The organism is Peribacillus huizhouensis (genome assembly GCF_014138605.1).
Taxonomy (GTDB): domain Bacteria; phylum Bacillota; class Bacilli; order Bacillales; family DSM-1321; genus Peribacillus; species Peribacillus huizhouensis.
The window spans coordinates 204,904-227,788 of record NZ_JACJHX010000006.1 but is presented as its reverse complement, the minus strand read 5'-3'; the positions used below and the strand labels follow the sequence as shown (position 1 = coordinate 227,788).

The 22,885-nt window shown below is 36.4% G+C and carries 26 protein-coding genes and 2 pseudogenes; 4 read left to right on the top strand and 24 right to left on the bottom strand.

Going from position 1 to position 22,885, the window contains the following annotated elements:
• Window positions 1-253 precede the first annotated feature (253 nt).
• From HNP81_RS23645 to HNP81_RS12040, 3 genes and pseudogenes are all read right to left on the bottom strand, one after another.
• Window positions 254-562: a cysteine hydrolase family protein gene (locus tag HNP81_RS23645; protein WP_220478567.1), complete on the bottom strand. Its 309-nt coding sequence runs from the start codon at window positions 560-562 to the stop codon at window positions 254-256.
• Window positions 563-591: 29 nt separating this feature from the next.
• On the bottom strand, window positions 592-921 hold the full coding sequence (locus tag HNP81_RS23640; protein WP_220478566.1) for a cysteine hydrolase family protein: 330 nt from the start codon (window positions 919-921) through the stop codon (window positions 592-594).
• A gap of 333 nt (window positions 922-1,254) precedes the next feature.
• Window positions 1,255-1,632, bottom strand: a pseudogene (locus HNP81_RS12040) (YitT family protein); the annotation flags it as partial.
• Between the two features lie 333 nt (window positions 1,633-1,965).
• Here HNP81_RS12040 and cdaS point away from each other — a divergent pair.
• Complete coding sequence (gene cdaS / locus HNP81_RS12035; RefSeq protein ID WP_028391197.1) at window positions 1,966-2,589, top strand: sporulation-specific diadenylate cyclase CdaS; 624 nt, start codon at window positions 1,966-1,968, stop codon at window positions 2,587-2,589.
• A 186-nt stretch (window positions 2,590-2,775) separates the two neighbouring features.
• Here cdaS and wrbA read toward each other — a convergent pair whose 3' ends face one another.
• On the bottom strand, window positions 2,776-3,387 hold the full coding sequence (gene wrbA / locus HNP81_RS12030; protein ID WP_028391198.1) for an NAD(P)H:quinone oxidoreductase: 612 nt from the start codon (window positions 3,385-3,387) through the stop codon (window positions 2,776-2,778).
• Between the two features lie 241 nt (window positions 3,388-3,628).
• Window positions 3,629-4,050 (bottom strand): annotated as a pseudogene (locus tag HNP81_RS12025) (VOC family protein); the annotation flags it as partial.
• A gap of 155 nt (window positions 4,051-4,205) precedes the next feature.
• Between HNP81_RS12025 and ycaC the strand changes: the two are divergent.
• Window positions 4,206-4,850, top strand: coding sequence for an isochorismate family cysteine hydrolase YcaC (gene ycaC, locus HNP81_RS12020; RefSeq protein WP_182502774.1), 645 nt, complete (start codon window positions 4,206-4,208; stop codon window positions 4,848-4,850).
• A 556-nt stretch (window positions 4,851-5,406) separates the two neighbouring features.
• On the opposite strand, the gene HNP81_RS12015 is transcribed toward ycaC, so the two are convergent.
• Both HNP81_RS12015 and HNP81_RS12010 read right to left on the bottom strand, forming a co-directional pair.
• A complete protein-coding gene (locus tag HNP81_RS12015) occupies window positions 5,407-5,964 on the bottom strand; it encodes a L,D-transpeptidase (protein ID WP_182502773.1) in 558 nt (185 codons plus the stop codon).
• Window positions 5,965-6,048: 84 nt separating this feature from the next.
• On the bottom strand, window positions 6,049-6,774 hold the full coding sequence (locus HNP81_RS12010) for a cell wall hydrolase (RefSeq protein WP_182502772.1): 726 nt from the start codon (window positions 6,772-6,774) through the stop codon (window positions 6,049-6,051).
• Between the two features lie 592 nt (window positions 6,775-7,366).
• Here HNP81_RS12010 and HNP81_RS12005 point away from each other — a divergent pair.
• Entirely contained in the window at window positions 7,367-7,576 is a 210-nt protein-coding gene (locus HNP81_RS12005; RefSeq protein WP_182502771.1) for a hypothetical protein, read from the top strand.
• A 255-nt stretch (window positions 7,577-7,831) separates the two neighbouring features.
• Here HNP81_RS12005 and HNP81_RS12000 read toward each other — a convergent pair whose 3' ends face one another.
• The 13 genes from HNP81_RS12000 to HNP81_RS24280 all read right to left on the bottom strand — a co-directional run bounded on the left by HNP81_RS12000 (window position 7,832) and on the right by HNP81_RS24280 (window position 17,726).
• The gene (locus HNP81_RS12000) at window positions 7,832-8,911 is read right to left on the bottom strand and encodes a maleylacetate reductase (protein ID WP_182502770.1); all 1,080 of its coding nucleotides are present in this window, start codon (window positions 8,909-8,911) and stop codon (window positions 7,832-7,834) included.
• Between the two features lie 175 nt (window positions 8,912-9,086).
• Window positions 9,087-9,686 (bottom strand): nitroreductase family protein, encoded by a 600-nt coding sequence (locus HNP81_RS11995; protein ID WP_182502799.1) that lies wholly within the window; start codon window positions 9,684-9,686, stop codon window positions 9,087-9,089.
• Window positions 9,687-10,142: 456 nt separating this feature from the next.
• Window positions 10,143-10,415, bottom strand: a complete 273-nt coding sequence (locus HNP81_RS11990; protein WP_028391204.1) for a hypothetical protein — start codon at window positions 10,413-10,415, stop codon at window positions 10,143-10,145.
• A 1-nt stretch (window position 10,416) separates the two neighbouring features.
• A complete protein-coding gene (locus HNP81_RS11985; RefSeq protein WP_182502769.1) occupies window positions 10,417-11,127 on the bottom strand; it encodes a pirin family protein in 711 nt (236 codons plus the stop codon).
• Between the two features lie 111 nt (window positions 11,128-11,238).
• A complete protein-coding gene (locus HNP81_RS11980; RefSeq protein WP_182502798.1) occupies window positions 11,239-11,844 on the bottom strand; it encodes an alpha/beta hydrolase in 606 nt (201 codons plus the stop codon).
• Window positions 11,844-12,788: a ring-cleaving dioxygenase gene (locus tag HNP81_RS11975; protein ID WP_182502768.1), complete on the bottom strand. Its 945-nt coding sequence runs from the start codon at window positions 12,786-12,788 to the stop codon at window positions 11,844-11,846. The genes HNP81_RS11980 and HNP81_RS11975 overlap by 1 nt, the downstream gene beginning before the upstream one ends.
• Before the next feature lie 42 nt (window positions 12,789-12,830).
• Window positions 12,831-13,769, bottom strand: a complete 939-nt coding sequence (locus tag HNP81_RS11970; RefSeq protein ID WP_182502767.1) for a ring-cleaving dioxygenase — start codon at window positions 13,767-13,769, stop codon at window positions 12,831-12,833.
• Between the two features lie 35 nt (window positions 13,770-13,804).
• Window positions 13,805-14,425, bottom strand: a complete 621-nt coding sequence (locus tag HNP81_RS11965; protein ID WP_182502766.1) for a nitroreductase family protein — start codon at window positions 14,423-14,425, stop codon at window positions 13,805-13,807.
• A gap of 45 nt (window positions 14,426-14,470) precedes the next feature.
• Window positions 14,471-14,869 (bottom strand): DoxX family protein, encoded by a 399-nt coding sequence (locus HNP81_RS11960; protein ID WP_028391208.1) that lies wholly within the window; start codon window positions 14,867-14,869, stop codon window positions 14,471-14,473.
• Window positions 14,870-14,923: 54 nt separating this feature from the next.
• Window positions 14,924-15,352 (bottom strand): MarR family winged helix-turn-helix transcriptional regulator, encoded by a 429-nt coding sequence (locus tag HNP81_RS11955; protein WP_028391209.1) that lies wholly within the window; start codon window positions 15,350-15,352, stop codon window positions 14,924-14,926.
• A 327-nt stretch (window positions 15,353-15,679) separates the two neighbouring features.
• Window positions 15,680-16,966 (bottom strand): sensor domain-containing diguanylate cyclase, encoded by a 1,287-nt coding sequence (locus HNP81_RS11950; protein ID WP_246399332.1) that lies wholly within the window; start codon window positions 16,964-16,966, stop codon window positions 15,680-15,682.
• Between the two features lie 188 nt (window positions 16,967-17,154).
• Window positions 17,155-17,550 (bottom strand): transcriptional regulator SpxA, encoded by a 396-nt coding sequence (gene spxA, locus HNP81_RS11945; RefSeq protein ID WP_182502764.1) that lies wholly within the window; start codon window positions 17,548-17,550, stop codon window positions 17,155-17,157.
• Window positions 17,551-17,594: 44 nt separating this feature from the next.
• A complete protein-coding gene (locus HNP81_RS24280; RefSeq protein WP_281384499.1) occupies window positions 17,595-17,726 on the bottom strand; it encodes a hypothetical protein in 132 nt (43 codons plus the stop codon).
• A 371-nt stretch (window positions 17,727-18,097) separates the two neighbouring features.
• Between HNP81_RS24280 and HNP81_RS11940 the strand changes: the two genes are divergently transcribed.
• The gene (locus HNP81_RS11940; RefSeq protein ID WP_220478565.1) at window positions 18,098-19,546 is read left to right on the top strand and encodes a GMC oxidoreductase; all 1,449 of its coding nucleotides are present in this window, start codon (window positions 18,098-18,100) and stop codon (window positions 19,544-19,546) included.
• Window positions 19,547-19,721: 175 nt separating this feature from the next.
• Here HNP81_RS11940 and HNP81_RS11935 read toward each other — a convergent pair whose 3' ends face one another.
• The 4 genes from HNP81_RS11935 to HNP81_RS11920 all read right to left on the bottom strand — a co-directional run bounded on the left by HNP81_RS11935 (window position 19,722) and on the right by HNP81_RS11920 (window position 22,775).
• Complete coding sequence (locus HNP81_RS11935) at window positions 19,722-20,696, bottom strand: Gfo/Idh/MocA family protein (RefSeq protein WP_182502763.1); 975 nt, start codon at window positions 20,694-20,696, stop codon at window positions 19,722-19,724.
• 86 nt (window positions 20,697-20,782) lie between these two features.
• Window positions 20,783-21,124 (bottom strand): putative quinol monooxygenase, encoded by a 342-nt coding sequence (locus tag HNP81_RS11930; RefSeq protein ID WP_246399323.1) that lies wholly within the window; start codon window positions 21,122-21,124, stop codon window positions 20,783-20,785.
• Window positions 21,125-21,126: 2 nt separating this feature from the next.
• The gene (locus HNP81_RS11925) at window positions 21,127-21,519 is read right to left on the bottom strand and encodes a VOC family protein (protein WP_028391215.1); all 393 of its coding nucleotides are present in this window, start codon (window positions 21,517-21,519) and stop codon (window positions 21,127-21,129) included.
• A gap of 59 nt (window positions 21,520-21,578) precedes the next feature.
• Window positions 21,579-22,775, bottom strand: coding sequence for an MFS transporter (locus HNP81_RS11920; protein ID WP_182502762.1), 1,197 nt, complete (start codon window positions 22,773-22,775; stop codon window positions 21,579-21,581).
• Between the last annotated feature and the right edge of the window lie 110 nt (window positions 22,776-22,885).

Here is a 22,885-nt window from a genome sequence, read left to right as displayed (position 1 = left end):
ACTGCATCATCTACTGATGTGATTAGCCAGCTGTGTTAACTTTTTTTGCTTCGCCTATATTCTCTGAGCACCAACCAATGAGCTCTGGTGAAATCAATCGCCATCTTAATCGCATTATCCGCTTCCTCTTGTAAGAAACATTAGCATCCAAATTACAGGGATCACCTCAGCCAAATCATAAGCTAAAAGGCTAAATCATGTGCGATTATGATTTCATCGATGAACGTATCCGTTACAATTAACATTTCAGGAATCAAACGCCCCCCTTTTTGCTTCCGTCAGATGTCTGACCCTCACTTAATGCTCTTTGGTAACTTTCTATGAGTAGACCATAGTTTGGCATTAGATCCCCAAAGATCGCAGCGAACTCCATTGCATCTGGACGGTTCCAGGTTTTCTGAACTTCGGATATCACTGCCACAGTATCAATTGGAATTGCTCCTGCTTGCACCACGCGGGCAAGTGTAACATCTGTAGCCAACTCGCTCCAGTTACCCGATGCGTCAACAAACGTATACACCTTATAGCCTTCAGAAAGTGCGGATAATGTGGGAAATGCCATACAAACGCTGGTAAGGGTGCCTGCAATAATCAAAGTTTTTTACCGGTTGCTTCCACTGCTTTCACAAAATTAGGATTGTCCCAAGCATTGATTTCCCCATTGCGCGGTACATACACCAACTCTGGCAAAATTTCTTTGATTTCAGGAATCAATGGGCCATTCGGTCCACTTGGGACAGAATCGGTAGTAATGGTGGGAATATTGGTTACTTTCGCCAATCTTGCGAGGGCGATCGCATTCCTACGCAGCGTGGGCACATCGAGATCTTTAACGGTTTGAAACAGACCACTTTGGTGGTCGATCAATAAAAGAGCAGCATCATTCGGATCAATAAACACGTTGTTCTGTTGGTTTGTCATATATTATGTCTCCTAATTTTCAGTGGTCTTGCTCATTGCGAAACATAGTTTTTGGTTGTCCTAAGCTATTAAGAGATCCAGTTATGTAATGTTTCCTGCTGTCAGTCACAATATTCGTACCAACAAATCCGATCATAATTGATGTACTCACTTGTTATTTTGAAAGTAGGATGCTTGCAGTCATTATAAATGTTGCCCAGAATTTTGTTTCAGAAAATCACGCTGATTGCATACTATACCGCACTACTAATAGAATCGATAGAACTTACTGCTTGAGGATGACTGTACAAATAACCCCATAAAAAAGAATAACTTTATCAAGTCGGTATCTTACTAATCTTTTCGAAAGAAACCAAATATAGCAGTTGTTTGAATGATATTTGTAAATGCTTGCGGATAAACTTCCTTAATTACCTTTTCCAAATCATACGATTCATACCAAGTGATGACAATTATGAACATGTCCTATGATTCATTCGTGAATGCTCCTTTTGCTGGGACAATAGTAATACCTCGAACAAGTTTTGAGTGAATGGCTTTTTTAAAATCATCAGTTTTTTACGTAACAATCATTGCTTAGCTTCTCATGCTTGTAAGAAATGCATCAATAACCCTTGTTGATGCGTATAGAGTAACAAGCGTGTAAAGAGCTTTTTCACACCCATTAAAAAGACCGGCAGTTAAAATAATGATTGCATTTAATAGAAAAAAGTTGATGCACCCCATTTCAGAGTCAAACCAACCCCGACTGCTAAATTGTGATATACCGGGATTGATACCCCAAAAGCTAGTCAGCCCATACCCCTACAATGTGCATACTACGAATCGAGTTGAGCTTTTATTTTTATAATAAACACTTTGTAAAATACCCAAAAGTAAATTAAGAATTAGGTATTTAAAGATTCTAATACCAGTTAAAAAGTGGATGAATTTTTGAAAAAAATTACCTGCTTTGTAAAGATGAAAACTAGCCGATACTATTCTTAAAGATGCTAAAAAGAGTTTGTTCATATTAAAAAAGATTATTGATTGGAGTTGGTAACAGTGAGCGTTACTAATTGCGATTTTTCACCAATGAAAAAGAAAATGTCAGAAGGGTTACAACAGATCACTAATGAACTCCAAAACAGTTTAGAAATACTTGGTAACGAAAACTATTGTCTCTTAGGGAAGCTGGAAGAAATCAGGGATCAATTTATTCAAACGGAATCAATCGCTGCTTCTTTTTATCTTAACTGTTATTTATCTTCTTATACGGATAAATATGTAGATCTATCTATCTGTGTTCAAAGATTGTCCGATCGCCAGCATGGTGCATTAATCGTTGTGCAACGACGCGATCCTCTCGATTCTTTCATCCAAAAAGGAACAGCCATAGGAGCTACATTAAACCCTGCATTGTTAGAAGCCATCTTTTATCCTGGAAACCCTCTTCATGATGGAGCTGTAATGATTTGTGGTAATCAAATCATTTCAGCAGCAAATGTACTTCCCTTAACAACTGAGGTTATAAGTGGGAAAAAGCTCGGCACACGGCACCGAGCCGCCTTAGGTTTAACAGAGAAAAGTGATGCCCTTGTTCTGGTTGTGTCAGAGGAGACAGGCAGAGTTTCCTTTGCAATGGATGGAAAGCTTCATCCCATTACTACTGCCCAATCCCTACATTAAAGAGTAAAACCATCCTCTTATGGGGGTGGTTTTACTCTTAATGTAGGGACATGACTTATAGATAGAAATAATAAATTACTTTTTCTTCATTATTTCTTAAATTTCTAATTTGAGGTTCTGTAAGAATCATATGTATAATTAAAATAAGAGCTAATCGAACTATGTCGATCAGCCCATTCCTTTTATTTATTGATTCCCTTTTCTAACCCATTCTGCAACTGTAACCGTACGTTTTGCTTGATGTTTAACAGTAGCTTGAACATCTTCAACCATTTTCCCTTCTTGGTTAACTGTTACACTTGTTCCATATGGATTGCCACCAGATCCGAAAATCACTGGATCCGTATAACCAGGGGATGCTACGATCGCACCCCAGTGATGCATAGTTGTATATAATGCTAAAATTGTTTGCTCTTGCCCACCGTGAGGATTTTGTGCAGAAGTCATCGCACTAACTACTTTATTCGCAAGTTTTCCGTGGAACCAAAGACCACCAGTTGTATCTAAAAATTGCTTTACTTGACCAGGTACATTACCAAAACGAGTTGGTATACTGAAAATGATAGCATCTGCCCATTCTAAATCTGCAAGAGTCACCTCTGGAACACAAGCTGTATCTATTAAATGAGCTTTCCATACTGGATTTGAATCAATTGCTGCTTGTGGGGCTGTTTCTGGCACTTTCAATACTTTGACTTCAGCACCTATTTCTTTAGCTCCCGCTTCTGCCCATTGTGCTAATTGATAGTTAGTACCACCTGAACTGTAATAAATAACTGCTAATTTTACATTTGTCATTTCTTTGTCCCCTTTTTTAAGTTAATCCTCAAATAGTTTGTCTATATATTTCCTTGTTTATTCCCCTCACATTTTCTTTCAAATGAATGAAACCATCTTTAAAGATTACCATCCATTACCCAAATTCAAACATTCAGGTAATATTTCCCCATTTGTAGTTTAGGCATAAATGTTTTTTCAGGCGTGTTTCCCCTACAAATCCTATATCCAGATAAAACTTGATTCAGCCGAGGTATAATGGTCATAATTTTACTTCAATCTCTTTTCGATTTGGTTCTAAAAATGGTGGAAGTTCAAGATTTTCACCCATCGTTTCCATAGGTTCGGCTGTTGCAAATCCTGGTGTATTTGTGGACAATTCAAACAAAATCCCATTCGGTTCTCTGAAATATATTGCTTTGAAATAATAACGTTCAAATTTACCCGATTTCGGCAAACGAAAATCAATTAAATGTTGTGCCCACTTATCATATTCTTCTTCATTTGGAACACGGTAGACAACATGATGAACTCCACCACGACCTATACGAGATGGTGGTAAATCTGGTCTTGTTTCAATATGTACTTCTGCCCAACTACCACCTAAACATAGATAACAGGGTAATCACCTTCAAGAGATGGATAAGAACCGTTTTAACGGAATCCCATTACCTCAGTTAATACCTTTTATTTCTGAGTTTGAATTTTTGTTACTTTCTCAAATTCCTAATTAAAATACCCCATTTAAAATAAATCGATGTACAATCCAATGAATAATAATTGTTAGATTAGACAAAGCTATTTATGTTTCTTATTTATTTGGAAAGGAGGACTACAAAATGACCGAACTCTATTCCCGAATTTCCAAAGATAATGCCGCGGTTATTCTAGTGGACCATCAGACTGGCCTTATATCTGGCCTTGTTCGTGACTACGGTGTAGACGAGTTCAAAAACAATGTCCTAGCTTTGGCGAATACTGCTAAATTTTTTAATCTACCCGTCATCCTATCTACGAGTTTTGAGAATGGTCCAAATGGACCACTCATGCAGGAGCTTGTCGATCTCTTCCCAAATGCGCCAAAGATTTCTCGTCCAGGCCAAATTAATGCATGGGACAACGAAGATTTTGTTAAGGCGATCGAGGCTACTGGCAAGAAGCAACTTATCATAGCGGGTGTGGTTACCGATGTCTGTGTCGCATTTCCGGCACTTTCCGCTCTAAAGGCGGGTTATGAAGCTTTCGTTGTAACCGATGCTTCTGGGACCTTTAGCCAACAGGTGGCGAACGCCGCGCTGATGCGCATGGCCCATGCTGGAGCGCAGCTCATGAACTGGTTTAGCGTGGCGAGCGAATTACAACGCGATTGGCGTAACGACAGCGAAGGTTTTGGCGCACTTCTTGCTAGCCAACTCCCAGGTTATCAAAATGTAATCGGGAGTTATATGGGGGCTCAGAGTGATCTTGGTGAGCAGAACAACTAAATCAACAGTGGTTAACCAATACATATAAATCATTGTTTTCCTTTAAATCTAGTAAAAGGGCTACTGCCGACAAACGCGGATTTACAACGTTAGAGGTCTTCCAATATTAGGATTATCTACTCCTCAATTGCAGCCTGTAATTGAAAAAAATAATTATCAAATTGATACTTTTAACCCATCATGAAGGAAGACCTCACCTCGGTAAAATTCTGACTCCATGATCCGCAGTGTAATCTCGGCTTGTTTTTTCTTATTTCACTCTGTTGTGGGGTAACGCCTATTACATCAAGACTTATTTGCCGATTTTAGTCTGCGAAGTTTGAGTAATTAGATAACAACCCCACTTTTTTTCTAACGAAGAGAGACTAGATGGACAAGCTCAATCTAAAAAACATTGTTAAGAACGCTTAGAAAAATTCCAAGCGTTTTTATGTGTTAATTTCATTGTAATATGTGAATTAAGCTGTTTTTTAGTTTTCTTGACTTTATCACATCGTGTCCTGTATTGTATATTCTTTAAAAAAATAGCTCTGTTAATGGTTCAAGAAAATAGTTCTTATCTCTGGGAAACTTGGTTTTCTATTTCGGAAAAATTGTTTGCAGCCATTTTTTCAAAAGATTGGTTGCTAGCTACGACCCATACTTTTGTGTTATTTTCTACCTCTTCAAACAACCATTCGATTTCACTGTTTTTCATTCTTATACAACCTGCAGTTACATATTTTCCAATTAAACTTTCATTATTATTCCCATGTATCGCATAGGTGGTACCAGGAGTACCATAAACGTTCAACCCAAGCCATCTACGTCCTAAGGGATTCTCTGGAACACCACCCGGAATATTTTTTTTATAATAAGGACGATCTATTATTTTATTTACAATTCTATATTCCCCTACTGGAGTCAGGTTCTTTGATTTTCCAGTAGCGACAGAAAAAGTATACATTTCATTTTGACTATTAATATAGGCTAACGTATTAGTATTCTTATTAATAATGATTAATTTTTCCTCATTAATTGTTGCGGCATCGGTATAAGTAGTTGTAAATAATAAACCTCCCACAAATAAAGAAAAAATCATTACCGGCTTAATATATTTACTTAGTCTATTCATCTTATTTCCTTCCTTCTTTCTTTCTATAAAATTTCATTTACTAGCCCAGCTTCAAAAAACAGCTGGGCTTGAATGTTAAACTATTTATCTAGTAAATACAGTTTGTCCATAGGTAACTACACCTGTCTCTGATATTGAAATGCTGCTAGTTGCTATGTTGAAACTCTTATTTTGAACATGTAGAGCTTTTCGAGTAGGGTCAACACCCTGAATCGCTTTATATGCTGCACGATAATATCTAGCATCAGGTGTCATATCAGCATATCTACCAAATGTTACTTGTTTAAAATAGCGGTCATTTTGAATGACTCCATGTACCGTATTAGGAAAATGACTGTGTTGCAAACGATTTAATATAACAGCTCCTACACCAATTTGGGCATTGAATGGTTGATTGTAGGATTGCATATAAATCGTACGTGCTAACAGGTCAACTTCATATTGGCTGTATGTTAGCATCATTAATTTAGTTATTGTGGCTCTACCAAGAATTCCATCTGCCTGTAAATGATAATGCTTTTGAAAATTCTTAATAGAGTACTGGTCATAAATGTTATAACCTAATTGTTTGAAACGTAGTTCATACTGTTTAATTTGTGCTTGGGTATAACTTCTTAAATGATAATAATGGTGATTGTAACTATTCATGTCGTGATTTTGGAAGTTTTCTTGATTATACACTTTCACTATTTTGTTTTTGATATTATGGTAAGGAGCAGCTTCCGCACCTGATATGGGCGCAAATGTTGATCCTAAAATCGCTACTGTTGTTGCCCCTGTTAAAATTGTTTTTTTCACTGATTGAATCATGATCTATTCCCCCTATTATTTGAGATGTAAACTAGAATTTTATAATATGTGTGACGCTTAGTTCCCGGGAACAAAGTTCAAAAAGTCCGGTATATAAAAGTAGGTTCATTGGAGTGTCTCTACTTTTTATTTACTGGTTACCTTTTGTAACTCATAAACATATCTTAAACCCAATCAGTTGAAATCTCAACTTAAAAAGTCTTGAATTGAAGATAATTGTTTTTCCATTAATGGGATTTTTTAATTTGAATTCATAATGGGTTGATAATCCCCCACTCCTGTAATGTTTATTTTAAAGTTCCAGTTCGTTCAACAATAATTAATATCCTTTATTACCAGCACACCTTGGCAAATCCCTCATTTTATATCCCAAAAAATGAAAGTATATAGAGCTTATAGGCATCATCATATGTGCCATTAAAAGAAAAGTCTTTCGTCAACTGATCAATTACCGACATCCAAAACATGAATGAATGAAATGGGCTTAAAATGTCTGGTACGTATGAAGAAATATCGTTCTTATAAAGGAAACTAAAGATAAATTACCCAAACATATTACAACGCAATTTAAGAAAGAGAAGATGAATCAAAAATGGGATACAGACGTCAAAGAATTCCACATATATGGAGAGAAGCGCTATCTTTCGCCAGTACTCGATTGTGCAATGGTGAATTCATCGCGTATACGGTTATGAAACGACCAGTTTATAAACTCGTTGGCGATAAGTTAGACAAGACGAGTGAGCGTCTTCAACCACGAGATCCAGTGATTCTTCATCCTGATCAGGGCTGGCATTATTAAATGAAACAGTATCAAAAAACATTAGAACAGCACAAAATTACGCAGAGTATGTCTCGTAAAGCTTCTACAAAGATAGAAAACTGGAATTTTTGGTATCTTCACTTACGTTGAATACAGTGGAAGATCATACTGTATGTAAGCACCAGTTCTTTTAACAAGAAAATTATACTTCTTGTTGAAGTGTTTTCAGAGTTGTAAAAAGTCAACATTTTTTCTTTATCTTAACCATAAATCCATTGTATAATATGTTTCTGACTAAATCTCGATTCCTTTTTCAGGTCGTTTACCTTTAAAAGCATACTCAAGTAATTGTCGAATCGATTGTTGATCAATTGATCGAGGATTATAATAAGCATTCTTGGTAGCTAGTTCTGCTGCCTGATCTAAATCTGTCTCCTTCATTCCAATTTTAGCTAATGAGGTTGGACCACCTAAGGAAGTATTCAGATCAAAAAGAGCCTCAGCCACGGCATCCTTTTCCGTTCCAAGTGACCTTGCAATTGCTTGAACTGCATCAGGTGCATAGGCAGCATTGTACCAGAGTGCATAGGGTAAAATGACAGAGTGAGTGTCTGCATGCGGCAGGTTATAACTTCCCCCTAATACATGACATAACTTGTGGTGAAGCGCCATACCTACAGACCCTAAGACCGTACCGGCTAACCAACACCCGTAAAGAGCCTTGGAGCGTGCCACAACATCATTCTTGTCAACTAAAATGGACGGTAAACTTGAATGAAGTGCACGAATTCCCTCTTCAGCAAGAAGCGAAATAATCGGATTGGTGTTTTCTGCGTACAGTCCTTCCACACAATGAGCCATTGCGTTCAATCCGCTTGTTACCGAAACTCGAACGGGCAAATTAACAGAAAGTTCAGGATCATAGATGACCGACTTTGGCTTAACGACCACATCTTTCCCTGTTTTCTTTATTCCATTTTCCGTAATCCCCCAAATTGGCGTCATTTCCGATCCTGCGTATGTGGTAGGAATAGCTACAATTGGAAGAGAAGTATATAAAGCTATGGCTTTGGCTAAACCGATGGAGGATCCCCCGCCAACTGGAACAAGACTGTCTATATTCAGCTCACTTACCAATTTCACTGATTTCTCAACAGTTTCCATTGGCACATGCTGAACTGCTTTTGCATGAATACCCGTACATAAGTCTCCGAGTAAGCTTGAAATTTTAATAGCTAGCTCTTCTTGTCCAGGTGTAGAGATAACAAGTGCTCGTTTGACACTGATATTTTTCAGTTCAGATTGCACTTTTCTTATTTCCCCTGCCCCGAAAATGACCCTAGTAGCTAAAGCTTCATAAATAAAATTTTTCATATTAGCTCCTCCTCTTTTCTTTCACTCTCAAAACTCTAAAAGACGCTTACTACAATCTATGTATTTAACTGTTACGGATAAATTTATACCTTTTTCCTACTATTAAAGCCTATTGTAAAAAACCAGTTCCGATATAGAAACTGGTTTAGTAGATCCTTCTATATAAAGCTATAGATTACTTGTAAAACTTCACACGATCTTCAAGCGGTTGGAATTCTTTTTCACCTGGTGTAGCTGTTGGATTACCAAATGGCATTTGTGCAATTAGTTTCCAATTCTCAGGGATATTCCATTCTTTTTTCACTTCATCATCAATTAGCGGATTATAGTGTTGTAAAGATGCTCCTAGTCCCTCTGCTTCTAATGCTGTCCATACAACTAATTGGTGCATACCTGATGCTTGGTTTGACCAAATTGGGAAGTTATCAGCATAAGGGGTAAATTGTTCTTGAAGTGATTTAACTACCGCTTCATCTTCAAAGAATAATACGGTTCCATATCCTGCTTTAAAAGAATTCATTTTTTGTTGAGTTGCTGAAAAATCTCCATCACCAACCACTTTTCTTAATGTTTCAGTTGTAATGTCCCATAATTTATTATGAGTCTCGCCCGATAATACAACAAGACGCGCAGTTTGAGAATTGAAAGCTGAAGGCGTATATTTCACAGCAAATTCTACAATTTCTTTAATTCTATCATCTGATACTTGTACATCTTTATTGATTCCGTAAATTGAACGTCTTTCTTTAAGTGCAGTGTAAAAATCTGTTGTCAGTGTTTTTGTCATAACAAGTATTCCTCCAATCCGTAATCTTGAATTCATATATCTTTATATAACATGTCTCGAATTAAATGTAATTTTATAACAATGAGAACTTATTGTCAAATAACTTGCTTTGGTATCAGCTTCTCCTCGGATCTTATGCCATAATTTTAGTAAGTGTTATCTTACCATTAATAAAATACCCTTATTTCCTAATAAGAATGCTTTATTATCTTAATTTTTTTCTACTTTGCTTGTTACCAAATACTTATATATAGGTCTTTAAATTGAAAATCGGTAATGTAACGAATAGCCAAATTTATTTTTAACAACAATATTATTTAACTCAGCCTTAAAATAAAAACTAATACTATCCTCTTGAAAATAATTATTATATGTCTTCTTGGCTGAATAACTGATCCTTCGATCGGAGCTGACTGATACTAATCGATCGAGGACTTAACTCATTTAAACCGGGTACACAGTTTTATGGTCTGTGGAAATAATAAACTGATCCTTAGCCTTGTTAAAAACAACATGATCATCTGAAGAGTAATACCACGTCTTTTGGTTTTCCTCTACATCAAATAAATTTAATTCCTCTTTAAATTTCAAAATCTCTTTTGCATGAATCTCTGGGATAGAAATAGAAATGATCCATTTATCTTCATGAGGCTGAATTTTATAATCATCTGTTTGATAAAATAAACGACTTCCAATCGCATGACGAATCATTAACATTTTATTCACCACCTGCTAAATCCATAAATAAAATGAATGATTCTTGATTTGATTTCATTGTAAGTTCCTGTTCATTAGAAATACGTGCACTGTCTTTTTGGCTTACAACAAATTCCTGATTTAAAACAAGTTCACCTTCAATAACAAAGACATACATCTTTCTGCCCCGATCTTGTTTGAAGTATAGCTCTTGTCCATTATCTAACCTCGATAAGTATAAGGTAACATCACTATGAATTTTTGCCGTTCCTTCGGTTGGATTTGAAGAAAGAATTGGTAATAGCTCATTATGCATTGCATCTATATTAAATGTAATATCCTGATAAGAAGGAGTTAATTGTTTTTGGTCAGGGAAAAACCATAACTGTAAAAAGCTTGATTCCTCTTCCGTTGAAGGATTCATTTCAGAATGCAACAAACCAGTACCTGCACTCATTAGCTGAACATTTCCAAATTTAAGATGTCCACTGCTCCCCAAACTGTCCTCATGCTTTAGTTGACCTTTTAATACAATCGAAACAATTTCCATTTCCCTGTGGGGATGAATGCCAAATCCTCTTCCAGGTTGGATCGTATCATCATTAAAAACACGAAGGGGACCAAATTGAATATTCGATTCATCATAATACTCACCAAATGAAAAACTTAAATTGCTCTCCAACCACTCATTTTTAACAGAGAATCGAGATGTTTCTGGAATAATTTGAATCATTACTTTCACCTCTATGCGTCAGCTAGTATTTAATCTATTTCAAATTTTATTACTACTCCAAATCAATGAATATTACCTACTAAACCTCAAGAGAATTTATAATATGAAAGATTAATAGAACTTACGATACCAGAGTGCCGCAGCCTCAACTTCATTAGCGGTCAATTGATGACCTCTATTTTCCCAATGAAGTTCAACGTTTGCATTCGCCTTTTCCAATAAGGATTGGAGTAAAGTAGATTCCATTGGTGAACAAATCGGATCATTTGTCCCAGCAGCAATAAACACGGACTTCCCTGACAAATCAGGAAGCTCAATTCCTCTTCTCGGTACCATCGGGTGATGAAGAATCGCACCCTTTAATGCATTTTGATAATGAAACAATAAACTAGCAGCTATATTGGCTCCATTTGAGTAACCAATCGCAATCATATTGCCTCTGTCAAATTCATATTTTTCAGCTGCTTCATCAAGAAACTGATTTAATTCTTTTGTACGGAAAATGAGATCTTCTTCATCAAATATACCTTCTGCTAATCGTCTAAAGAAACGAGGCATTCCATTTTCAAGTATATTTCCACGTACACTTAATATCGAAGCCTCATCGTCAATTCTCCCTGCAAGTGGAAATAAATCTAATTCATTTCCGCCGGTTCCATGAAGCAATAATAAAGTTGGTTTTGCTGGATCATTCCCTTTTTGAAAAATATGTTTCATCATTTATCCCCTTCCAAAACTCTAACCTCAATAAGAGGTAAGATCTCTTCTAATTCTTTTCGTTTTCCCTCGAACCATGAAGGTAACATGAGTTTCTGTCCAAGTTGATTTATAGGTTCATCAACAGTAAATCCTGGTGGGTCAGTCGCTATTTCAAAAAGAATGCCACCTTCTTCATGGAAATAAACAGCTTTAAAGTAATTTCTATCACGAATCACTGTTGGAAAATACCCCTTACTTTGAAGGAGTTTTCTCCATCTTAGAAGATCTTCTTCATCCTTAGCTCTCCAAGCGATATGGTGAACAGTTCCCGCACCCATGAGTCCCCTAACTGAAGGAGTTAGCTTAATATCAATTGCATTTCCAAGCTGTGCTTCCGATTTGAATCTTAGGAAGTCATCTTCTTGACCAATGCATTCGAATCCGAATACATTTTCAAGCACATCTGCCGTTTTATTAGGTTGTGCTGAAATTAACATCGCACCGCCGAATCCTTTAATAGCAATGTCAGAATGAATTTCACCCAAAAGCCAATTATTTATTGGCCCCTCTTGGCGTTCGACTAGTTCTAGTTCAATACCGTCTGGGTCTTGAAATTTTAAATACTTTTCTCCAAAACGTACTGATTGAAAAGACTTTACTTTAAATTTTTTTAAGCGATTTTCCCAAAATGTAATGGAATTGTTTGGTATGATAAAACTAATTACTCCAACTTGCCCTGTACCGACACGGCCTTTTAACTGTTTAGTCCATGGAAAGAATGTAATGACAGTTCCTGGTTGACCAGTATCATTTCCAAAATAAAGATGATACACCTCTGGTCGATCGAAATTTATTGTTTTTTTAATAAGTCTTAATCCAAGCACCCCTGCGTAGAAATCAATATTCTTTTGGGCATCGTTAACCATTGCGGTTATATGGTGAATACCTGCTGTTTTCTGCATTCTTTACCCTCCATTTCACCTCAGATTAGGTCCTTAAGTTAATTAATCTAACTCTCTAACTTCAAATGGAAGGACCAATCGTTCAATCTGATCTCGACTTGGTTCATATTGATCCGGCAACATCAATTTTCCCCCCATTGTCTCTTGAGTTTCATCATGAGCGAACCCTGGTGGATCCGTTGCGATTTCAAAAAGAATTTCACCATGCTCTCTAAAGTAAATCGCATTAAAATAGTTTCGATCCTGAACAGGTGTGACACCATAACCATAACCTTCAATATACTTTTTCCAATCTAATTGATCTTGATCATCATGAGCTCGCCACGCAATATGATGGACAGTTCCTACACCCATTCGTCCACTGACGGTTGTTGTTAATTTTAAATCAATGATATTTCCTATATCACTAGAAGAACGGAAACGAATAAAATCTCCTTCTTTACCAACTTGCTCAAGCCCCATGACTTTTTCTAACAGTTCAGCTGTTTTTTCTGGTTGTTTTGATAATAATGTCGCTCCGCCAAACCCCTTTATGGCTACGTCAGGTGTGACATCTCCAAAATGCCAAGTGTTCACTTCACCTTCTTCTCTTTCAACGATTTCCAAATGAAGTCCATGAGGATCATCGAATTCCAAATACTGCTCTCCAAAACGTTCGTTTTTTGTAAAAGGAACATTGAACTTTTCTAATCTTTTTTCCCAAAATCCCATAGCTCCATTCGGAACAACATATGAAGTAACCCCTACTTGTCCGTCACCGATTTTCCCTTGATATGCATCAGCCCAAGGGAAAAATGTTATAATCGTTCCTGGTTTTCCACCTTGATTCCCAAAATAGAGGTGATAAGTACCAGGGTCATCAAAATTTACCGTTTTTTTCACTAAACGTATTCCTAAAACACCCGCATAAAAATCTACATTCTCTTGTGGATGACCGACGATTGCCGTGATATGATGAATTCCCATTGTTTTTTTACTCATTTGTTTTTCACTCCGATTCAATTAACAGTTAATTCCTAAATATAAGTGACAAATTCGCTAACTGGCTTGCGATATCCACGAGGTTTTCTACTTTCAACCTTTTCTTTTCCTATTGTAATCATCATCACTACTTCGTATTGCTCATCGATGTTCAAATTCTGTTTGACCGATTCAGAATCAAAACCAATCATAGGGCAGGTATCCCACCCTTTCTCCTTGGCAGCCATCATGAACATCATCGCTGATAACGAAGCATTTCTTATAGCCTCATCTCGTTGAAAGTCTAACCCTCTCGATTCATAGAGGGAAATGGTGTCATTAACCATAAAATCATATTCCTGTTTATTCACAATCCCTAGCATCTTCAAACCTTCGTAAATGTCAGGAGCCTGCCAAAAGGCATTTTTATCACCTAAAACTAGGATAACCGCAGAAGCACTGGATACTTTATATTGCCCATTTGCAGCCTTCTTTAATTTCTCTTTGATTACTGGGTCCATAACTGTTAGATAATTTGTATGTTGGAGATTAAACGCTGAAGGTCCTAGTTTAACCAACTCAAAAATTTCATTCAACTCTTCTTTTGTAATCATGTGATCTGGAAGAAAATTGCTTGCAGACCGTCTCTCTTTTACTAACTGTATAAAGTCAGCCATAACAACACATCCCTTTGCTATCAAATATCTTCAAACCCAGATATATTAGAATAAAAAAGCATCCAACGCATATTGACCAGGCCCTATTAAAGCAATCCCTATTGCTACCACTAGCAGGGTCAAATTATACTCATAGCCATTTCGTGTTGACCATAACCCATTCGGACCGTGCACCTTTACAATTGCCATTACCATTGTTGCTGCAATCATTAGACCAGCAAGCGGTGTGAGTAGCCCTGAAGCAAATAAAATTCCTCCAATTAATTCGGCTAATCCCGCAATGAGTGCCATCGTCACACCAGGCTTTAAACCAAGTGAATCCATCCAACCTCCTGTACCTTTTAATCCATAACCGCCATACCAACCAAATAGTTTCTGTACACCGTGACCGATGAATAAGAGACCAATTACCAATCTAATCAATAATAAACCAATATCTATCATTTTTTTCATCCTCCTCGATTTTTACCTCGAATTCGAGATATTATTGTGAAAAAATTATGTTTCTACTCTTTTACTTACTTTTTTCAAAAGTTTTATCATTGTTTGTGACTCTTGATCAGTTAAATCACCAAGCATGTTATTAATCAAATCTCGATGTTTAGGCATGATTTTCTCCATTAAGTTCATTCCATTTTCCGTTAAAACTACATGTATGACACGACGATCATTAGGACAGTCAATTCTTTTTATGAAGCCCTTCTGTTCCAATTTGTCTATTACATAAGTCATAGACCCACTAGAAATGAGTATGCTTTTACCAATCTGCTGAATCGTTTGCTTCTCCTTAAAATAAAGCACCTCTAATACAGAGAACTCAGTAATATTGATCTTATGATTCATCATTTCCATCTTAATGCAATCCTGAATGGCTTTGGATGTTTGCATCAGTTCCAGATAAGCCTGGTTTGTACATTTCTCTTCCATTTAAACACCTCCTGACAAATGAAATTATATTATATATCTTTCATTAAAATATCTCGAATATGAGATAATTCTAAAACTTTTATTCTCTTCTGTCAATAACCTTAGGGATTTTTTAAAAATATAATGCAGAATCTCTTCATATCCTACACTTTTCCTTACATTCATTAAGACGTTATTTGGTTAAATACACATAGAAAGACACAATTTTTACAGAAAATGCGCACTTTTTTTGATAGATAATATTTTCAAAATACCCTAACCTATTTATACAATGACGTGAGCGAACTTCATTATTAAAAATTTCCATGACGTAGGAAATAAAGATGATTACTTTTCTTGCAAATAAATAACAAATCGGTTTCTGCTTTCTTTTGCTCTATATAACGCCTGATCTGCATGAGAAATTAAAACTTCTCCCCTTGATCCATGCTCAGGATAAACCGATATGCCAATACTTAGAGTAACATTAAATGTATGTCCATTTATCTGATAAGCAGCTATACATATGGTGTGCATTCTTTCAACAATTTTTTCAACTTGTTCATAACTTATTATCTTATTTAGGAGCACTAGAAATTCATCTCCGCCTATCCGACATAACTCATCATTTTTTCGAACACTTGATTTTAGCCTTTTAGCAAATTGCTGGAGCAACTCATCTCCGACATGATGCCCAAGAGAATCATTAATTGATTTGAAATGATCAAGATCAATATACATGATTCCTAATTTTTCACTTTTCTTTTCTGTTTCTTTTATTGCTTCTTTCACTATTTCTGTAAACTTTCTTCTATTTTTCAAACCTGTCAGAGGATCGTGAAATGCTAGATATTCTAATTGTCGTTCATAATTCCTTTTTTCTGAGATATCCTGAATAAGAATTTGAATAGACGGTTCACCCTTATATTCAATAAGGTACACCTTCATTTCTGAACAAATTAACTTGCCATCGTTTCGTGTAAACTCTCCATCAAATGATAATGATTGATCCTTATTACTTTGATTCTTTACACGATGAAATGTTTCTTCAATCTTTTCTTGTTGTTCACTAGAAATGAAATCCCATATCGAATACCCAATGATATCATTTGTTCTATTTTTCCCAAATAACTTTACTCCAGCAGTATTTACAAAGACAATTTTTCCATGATGTATCACAATAATCGCTTCTGGTAATGATTCAACAAGTGTTCGGTATGTATTTTCACTCGCATGAAGTTTATGTTGAATTTCCATCTGGTCTGTAAAATTTTTGTACATGCCAATCGCAAGGATATCTTGATTATTGATTGATCGGTACGAAGCGATAACATCTAGCACTTTTCCATATTTATGCTTCCTTTTTGAAACAACATAAGGATAGTTTTGTCCCTCTCGAAGGTGCTGTAAAAAATTTCGATGTTCTGCTTTTGTTATATGGGAGAAGAATGGAGGAAACGTTAACCCTTTTAATTCTTCAACCTTCCAATCAAAAAGTTCTACAAAAGCCGGATTCGCATCAATAATTGCACCATTATGATCGATTGTAAAAATGGCATCTGTTGTATTATTCCAAATAAGCTCAAACACCTGACTTTCCCTTGCTAATTCGGAATTTGTACCGTTCTGAATCATCACTGCCCCAACTCCATTTAAATCATTTTAGTCAACAAATTTGTTGACTTGTAGTTTTATTATTACTATTTTAAATGAACTTTCTATGGAAGACGTAATATATGGTTATAATCCGTTTAATACGTTATCCTATGTGGGCTTATTAGTTAATCCATCCTCTTCCAATAAATTGAACAGTTCTGAGTCAATTAATCGACCATTCTATTAGCTTCATGACGCTGGAAGCAACGAACTTTTCGAGGTAAGAATCTGCGAATTTCATCTTCATTAAATCCCACTTGTAACCTTTTTTCATCAAGGATTAGGGGTCTTCTTAATAACCCTGGATGATCTATGATTGTTTGATATAATTCTCGAAGCGAAAGAGAATCCATATCTGTCTTCAATTCTTGAAATGCATTCGATCTTGCTGAAATAATTTCATCTGTTCCATCTTCTGTCAGACGAAGAATTTCCTTAATATCCTCAATCGTCAACTGTTCAGAAACAATATTCTTTTCTATATACGCAATTTCATATTTCTCAAGCCACGCTTTTGCTTTACGACAAGAAGTACAACTTGTCGATGTATATAAGGTAACCATATTGACAATCACACTCCCTAAACAAAGGATCTTCTGAATTTAGTCTACTTATTAATATATGCCGCTCTTAGAAATTCTCTAATGTCCTGAATAGATATACCCATTTCTTTGGTTATTCGCATTAGCTCAACACATTCATGATCTACTTCTTCTAACTTCTGAAGTCTCTCCAGCATTTATCCTTCCTCCAGGTTCAATATTAATCCATCTATCATATTTATTCTTTTATACATGTCTTTTTACTGTACTATTTAATTATAGTGATAGATAAAAATATAAGAGTGCAAAATAACACCTATCTTTTTGAAAGGAAGATCTTTTCCACTTTAAAAGTCTTTAATTATTATATCTTTAATATGAGATAAATATATCGCGTTGTTATATTGATGTCAATTACATTTAACTAAATTATCTCGGATTAAAGGTAATTATTAATACCTATTTATTTGTTAACGAAAACTAAAAAGTAAATGACAATGTTATTTTTCATATTGGATAACTAAAGAACATATCTTTAAAAGAACTATATTTAAAGGGGGTGGCGACTATGGTGGTTAAATATAAAAATAATTGGATTCCTACAAAATCGCTTGAAGAAATGTCAAATACAAATTACGACGTCCTCATCGTGGGAAGCGGTCCTGGAGGAGGAGCAACCTTACAGAGGCTCTGTGAGCTATGGAAAAATCAAGGTGCTAAAAAGATTGGAATTCTTGAAAAGGGAGATAAGTTATTTCATTCTCATTCTCTTAATATACCTACGCAGAATGTAAATACGGCTCGGGATGTACTGCTTGGAGATAATTCAACGACTTTCGAAGAACGTTTACCCCAATTTTCAGGAGCCAGAATGGTATACGCACTTGGGGGAAGGTCCCTGTTTTGGAATGCAGCTACTCCGAGGCCGATTAGTTCTGAGCTTAATAAATGGCCTATCCATCGTAGAGAGTTAAATGTGTATTATGGAATGGCAGAGAAATTATTGCATGTCACAACAGATTATGCTAAAGGTTCCTCGATGCAAAATGTTTTTTTAAAGAGACTCCATGCAGCTGGGATACTTGAAGCAGATGACATGCCAGTTGCTTTTGACATGACACCTTCCCGCCAAGGAGAAGTCCATTCGAATCCATGGTATAGCTCGATTAATGCTTTAGCGGCCGCCCAGTTTGATCGACCATATGATCTCGCTGTAAATGCTTATGTCTCTAAAGTCACGACACAGGGTGGGAGAGTTTCTGGCGTTGAGGTCCTTTCAGCAGATATGAGACCTCACAGAATACGGGCAAAAAATGTAGTCGTATCGGCAAGTACATTAGAGACACCACGTCTATTGCTTAATTCAGGAATCCCAGGTCAAGCTATTGGGCGTTATTTAACTGGTCATGTGTCCATCATTGCTGTTGGTACGATCCCCCGTAGACAGTTCTCTGATAAACTTGGAAATTTTTCTATTTTGAAATTTGAGACGAAAGAATCCCCTTATCATATTCAAATTCTTGGACCGGATCAATATTTTTCTTACCAGCAATTTGAAGATAAAGTACTCAAAGACCAGTTAATGGTTGCTTACGCATCCTTTGGGAGAGTTGAGCCTCGAGCTGAAAATAGAGTATATGTTGATCCGTCTGTAAAGGATGAATTCGGTGTACCGCTACAGCAAGTTCAATATTCTTTAAGCAACAAAGATCGTCAAACAGCCGACCAAGTTGCACAAGGTATTAGACAATCTGCAGCTGCTATGGGAGTAACTCTTGATGAGTCTACCTTGGTGCTCAGACCGCCTGGATCAGATATGCATGAAGCTTCTACTTGTAGAATGGGGGATGATCCTGCAACTTCAGGGACAAACCGTCACGGTCAAATACATGGTGTTCAAGGTTTGTATGTAGCGGATAATAGTGTTCTTCCTACCCTGACAGCCGCTGGACCAGTGCTTTCTAACACTGCTTTGGCTATTAGACTTGCCGATCATCTTGTTCGCCAGTCCGGATAGAAGTTTGATCATTAAATTTTGTATGCTAAGGATATTAAAGAATTTCTTTAGGGTTTTCGATAGCTTTGCCCAAAAAAAAGATTGGGTGCAATTTAAGCACCCAATCTTTTTTTGGAAAATCATTAACTTTAATATTTACTTCCTTCTTTTTCCCATCCTAATCAAAGATCTCTACCTAGCTTATTTCACCCATAACCCAGTTTGTTCTCGCACCGGTCACTCCAGTACTTGGGCACTGACTGCTATCTCCCGTTAAGTCAGCTACAATCGTTTCTATAAGGGGTTGATGAACATGCTGCGGCGCTTCAAAATTCCATTGCTCTGTTCCGCTAGTAGTCGTCAAAACGATGGGCTCATTTCCGAAAGTGGAAAAGGTAATTTTCCCTTTACTGCCGACGATTTCATTCACATCCACATCTTCAAAAGCAGAAAAACACCAATTTCCTACGCCGTGAATTCCAGATTCAAATCGATAAGTACCTGTAACGATATCTTCCGCACGATAATAGCCTGCTTGATTTGAAGTAAAACCTTGAACATCTTTAATAGGTCCCAGTAAAAAATCTAATAAGTCAAGCGTATGACTGGCTAAATCAAAAAACAGTCCGCCTCCAGACAATTCAGGTTGAACCCTCCACGGGAGATTTTGTGAGTCCAACACATCTTCTGAAGCTTTTTGATACTGTATTGTCGATACGAAACGAACGTCTCCGATCGCTTTATTTACTAGTAACTCTTTTATTTTTACAAATCGAGGCAGTGCCCTACGGTAGTAAGCAACATATAAAGGAACGCGAGCCGCCTTGCAAACAGCGATCATTTCATTACATTCAGCAAAATTGAGTGCCATTGGCTTTTCTACATAAACAGGTTTTCCAGCCTTTGCAACTTTAATTGTATATTCTTTATGTGAACTAGGTGGTGTTGCAATATAAACAGCATCGACATCTGGATCGTTAATAAGTGCGTCGGCATCATCGTACCATTTCGGAACATTATGTCTTTGTGCATAGTCTTTTGCTAGTTCACCAGTTCTTCGCATAACGGCAACCAACTCTGAATTTTTATTTTTTTGGAATGCTGGTCCACTTTTCACTTCCGTCACATCACCGCATCCAATAATGCCCCAACGAATTTTTTCAAATTTCATGATTTTCCCCCTTCTTATGTAATCATATTTAATGCGTTTCGATGACATCTAATGTAATGTTCAGTAGAAACAACCGATTATGAAAATTATTTTACTTCTTTATAAAGGTTGATTTCTGTACTTTCTCGAAGTTTTCTAAGCTCTGGAACCATTCTCAAAACATGTTCACTTTTATTGTGTTGATTAATAGACTCTTCATCTTCCCATTCTTCGAGCGTAGTTAGGATGGACGGGTCATTAATATCTTCATGAAGAGTGTACATTATACACCCTTTTTCTTTTCTAGTTTCTAAAACAACTTCTCTAGCAATTTCTAAATATTCCTCAATGTATACACCCGGTTTTAATTTAGCCTTACAAACAACTCTAATCACTTTATTAACTCCCTCTCTCTTTATAATTGTCGTATTATATGAAGTTCCCATCATTATTAGCTCCTCATATGTAATGAATCTGGGTGCATCTCCATAAACTCAATCCAATTCCCATCGGGGTCTACTACCCAGAATTGGTAGTTTAAACTCACCCCTTGGGCAATTTCTACTGCTAGTGTTACTCCTTTTTTCTTTAAATTTTCCGCTGTTTCGTGGATATCCTCTACTTCGAAACAAATATGATTTTCTCTTTCTTTAACACCTTCGATACCATGGTAAAATAATTCAATGAAGCACCCTTCAGCAACTTTCACGTATTCAATCCACGGTTCACCATTTGGCTGATTCAATTCAAACGCTTTCTTAAAACCGAGTTTATTACAATAAAAATCCAATGAACGTTCCATATCTACTACTTTCAATCCTACGTGATTAATCCCTTTTATCATCTGCAAGCCCACCTCATTATATTGAATTATTTATAACTTCCCTCAAATCCCCATACATACTAGCTCGCTTGTAGGATATTGTTTTCTGTAAGTTTCTTTTTTCCATGGAGGACATAATACAAAAAAATACTCGCAAATACGACCACTGCCAAGGTTAAATACAAGCCACGAAAACCAACAACTGGAATGATAAACCCTATTAGAAAAGGGCCAATTCCTACTCCTGAATCCATAAACACGTAAAAGGTTGAGGTTGCAAGCCCCACTCGGTGCCGGGGTGATTCCTTTATGGCAATAGCTTGACAGCAAGAATTCATTGTTCCAAATCCAAGACCAATTAGCGCACCTGCTAAAAGGAGAGTGAATCCTTGGTTGGCTTGACTAAGAGTGACTAATCCGATCACAAATAATAGTAACGCTGGATACATCACAATGTTATCCCCTTTTTTATCTAATAGCCGTCCAGTAAATGGTCTTGAAATCAAGATGAAGACAGCATATACAAGAAAGAAGAAACTTGCAGCCTCCATTAAATTAATTTCTTTTGCATATGAAGTCATAAATGACAGGATACCTGAGTAAGCAAAACCCATAATTGCAATAATGATAGCGATAGGAACAGCCTTTATTTCGAAAAAATCTTTCAACTTAAAGCCTTTCATCGCATCAATCTGTTCTTTTGTGATGTTTCCTTCAGGGATATGCACAAATAATACGATAATAGTACTAATGAGAGTGAAAAGTGTACAAGCTACAAATATTATCGTAAAACTTCCTTGTTCGCTGATATAAAGACCTAGAAAGGGGCCAACTGCCATTGCAAGGGTTATACTTAATGAAAAATAGCTTATTCCTTCTCCTCGACGTTCATTCGGAATAATATCCATGATAACTGTTGCTATAACTGTGGTAAACAACCCAAACGCTGCTCCATGAATAAAACGAATAAATAATAATACGTTCATGTTTTCTACAATAAAATATAACAACATCATAATCAAAAATAAAAATAATCCGCCATAAAGCATCTTTTTGCGTCCAATGATCTCAATATATTTTCCAGCAAAAATACGTGAAACTAGTGCACCCACTACAAATATACTAGACGCAAGACCCGCCATGCTTTGTGAAGCGTTAAATTCTTCAATCGCATAAACGGTTAAAGTTGTTATTAATAAATAAAAGGTTAAACTCCCAAAAAATGTAGATACGGACATGATGATAAAATCTTTTGTCCATAATTTCGATGTATTCACCTCAATGCCTCCTATTTCCAAAACAATAAAGTATATTGTCCAATATTTTACTAAACTGATTATTTTGTATTTGCAAAAGCCTCGTTTCCGATTCTAACAAACCAATAATT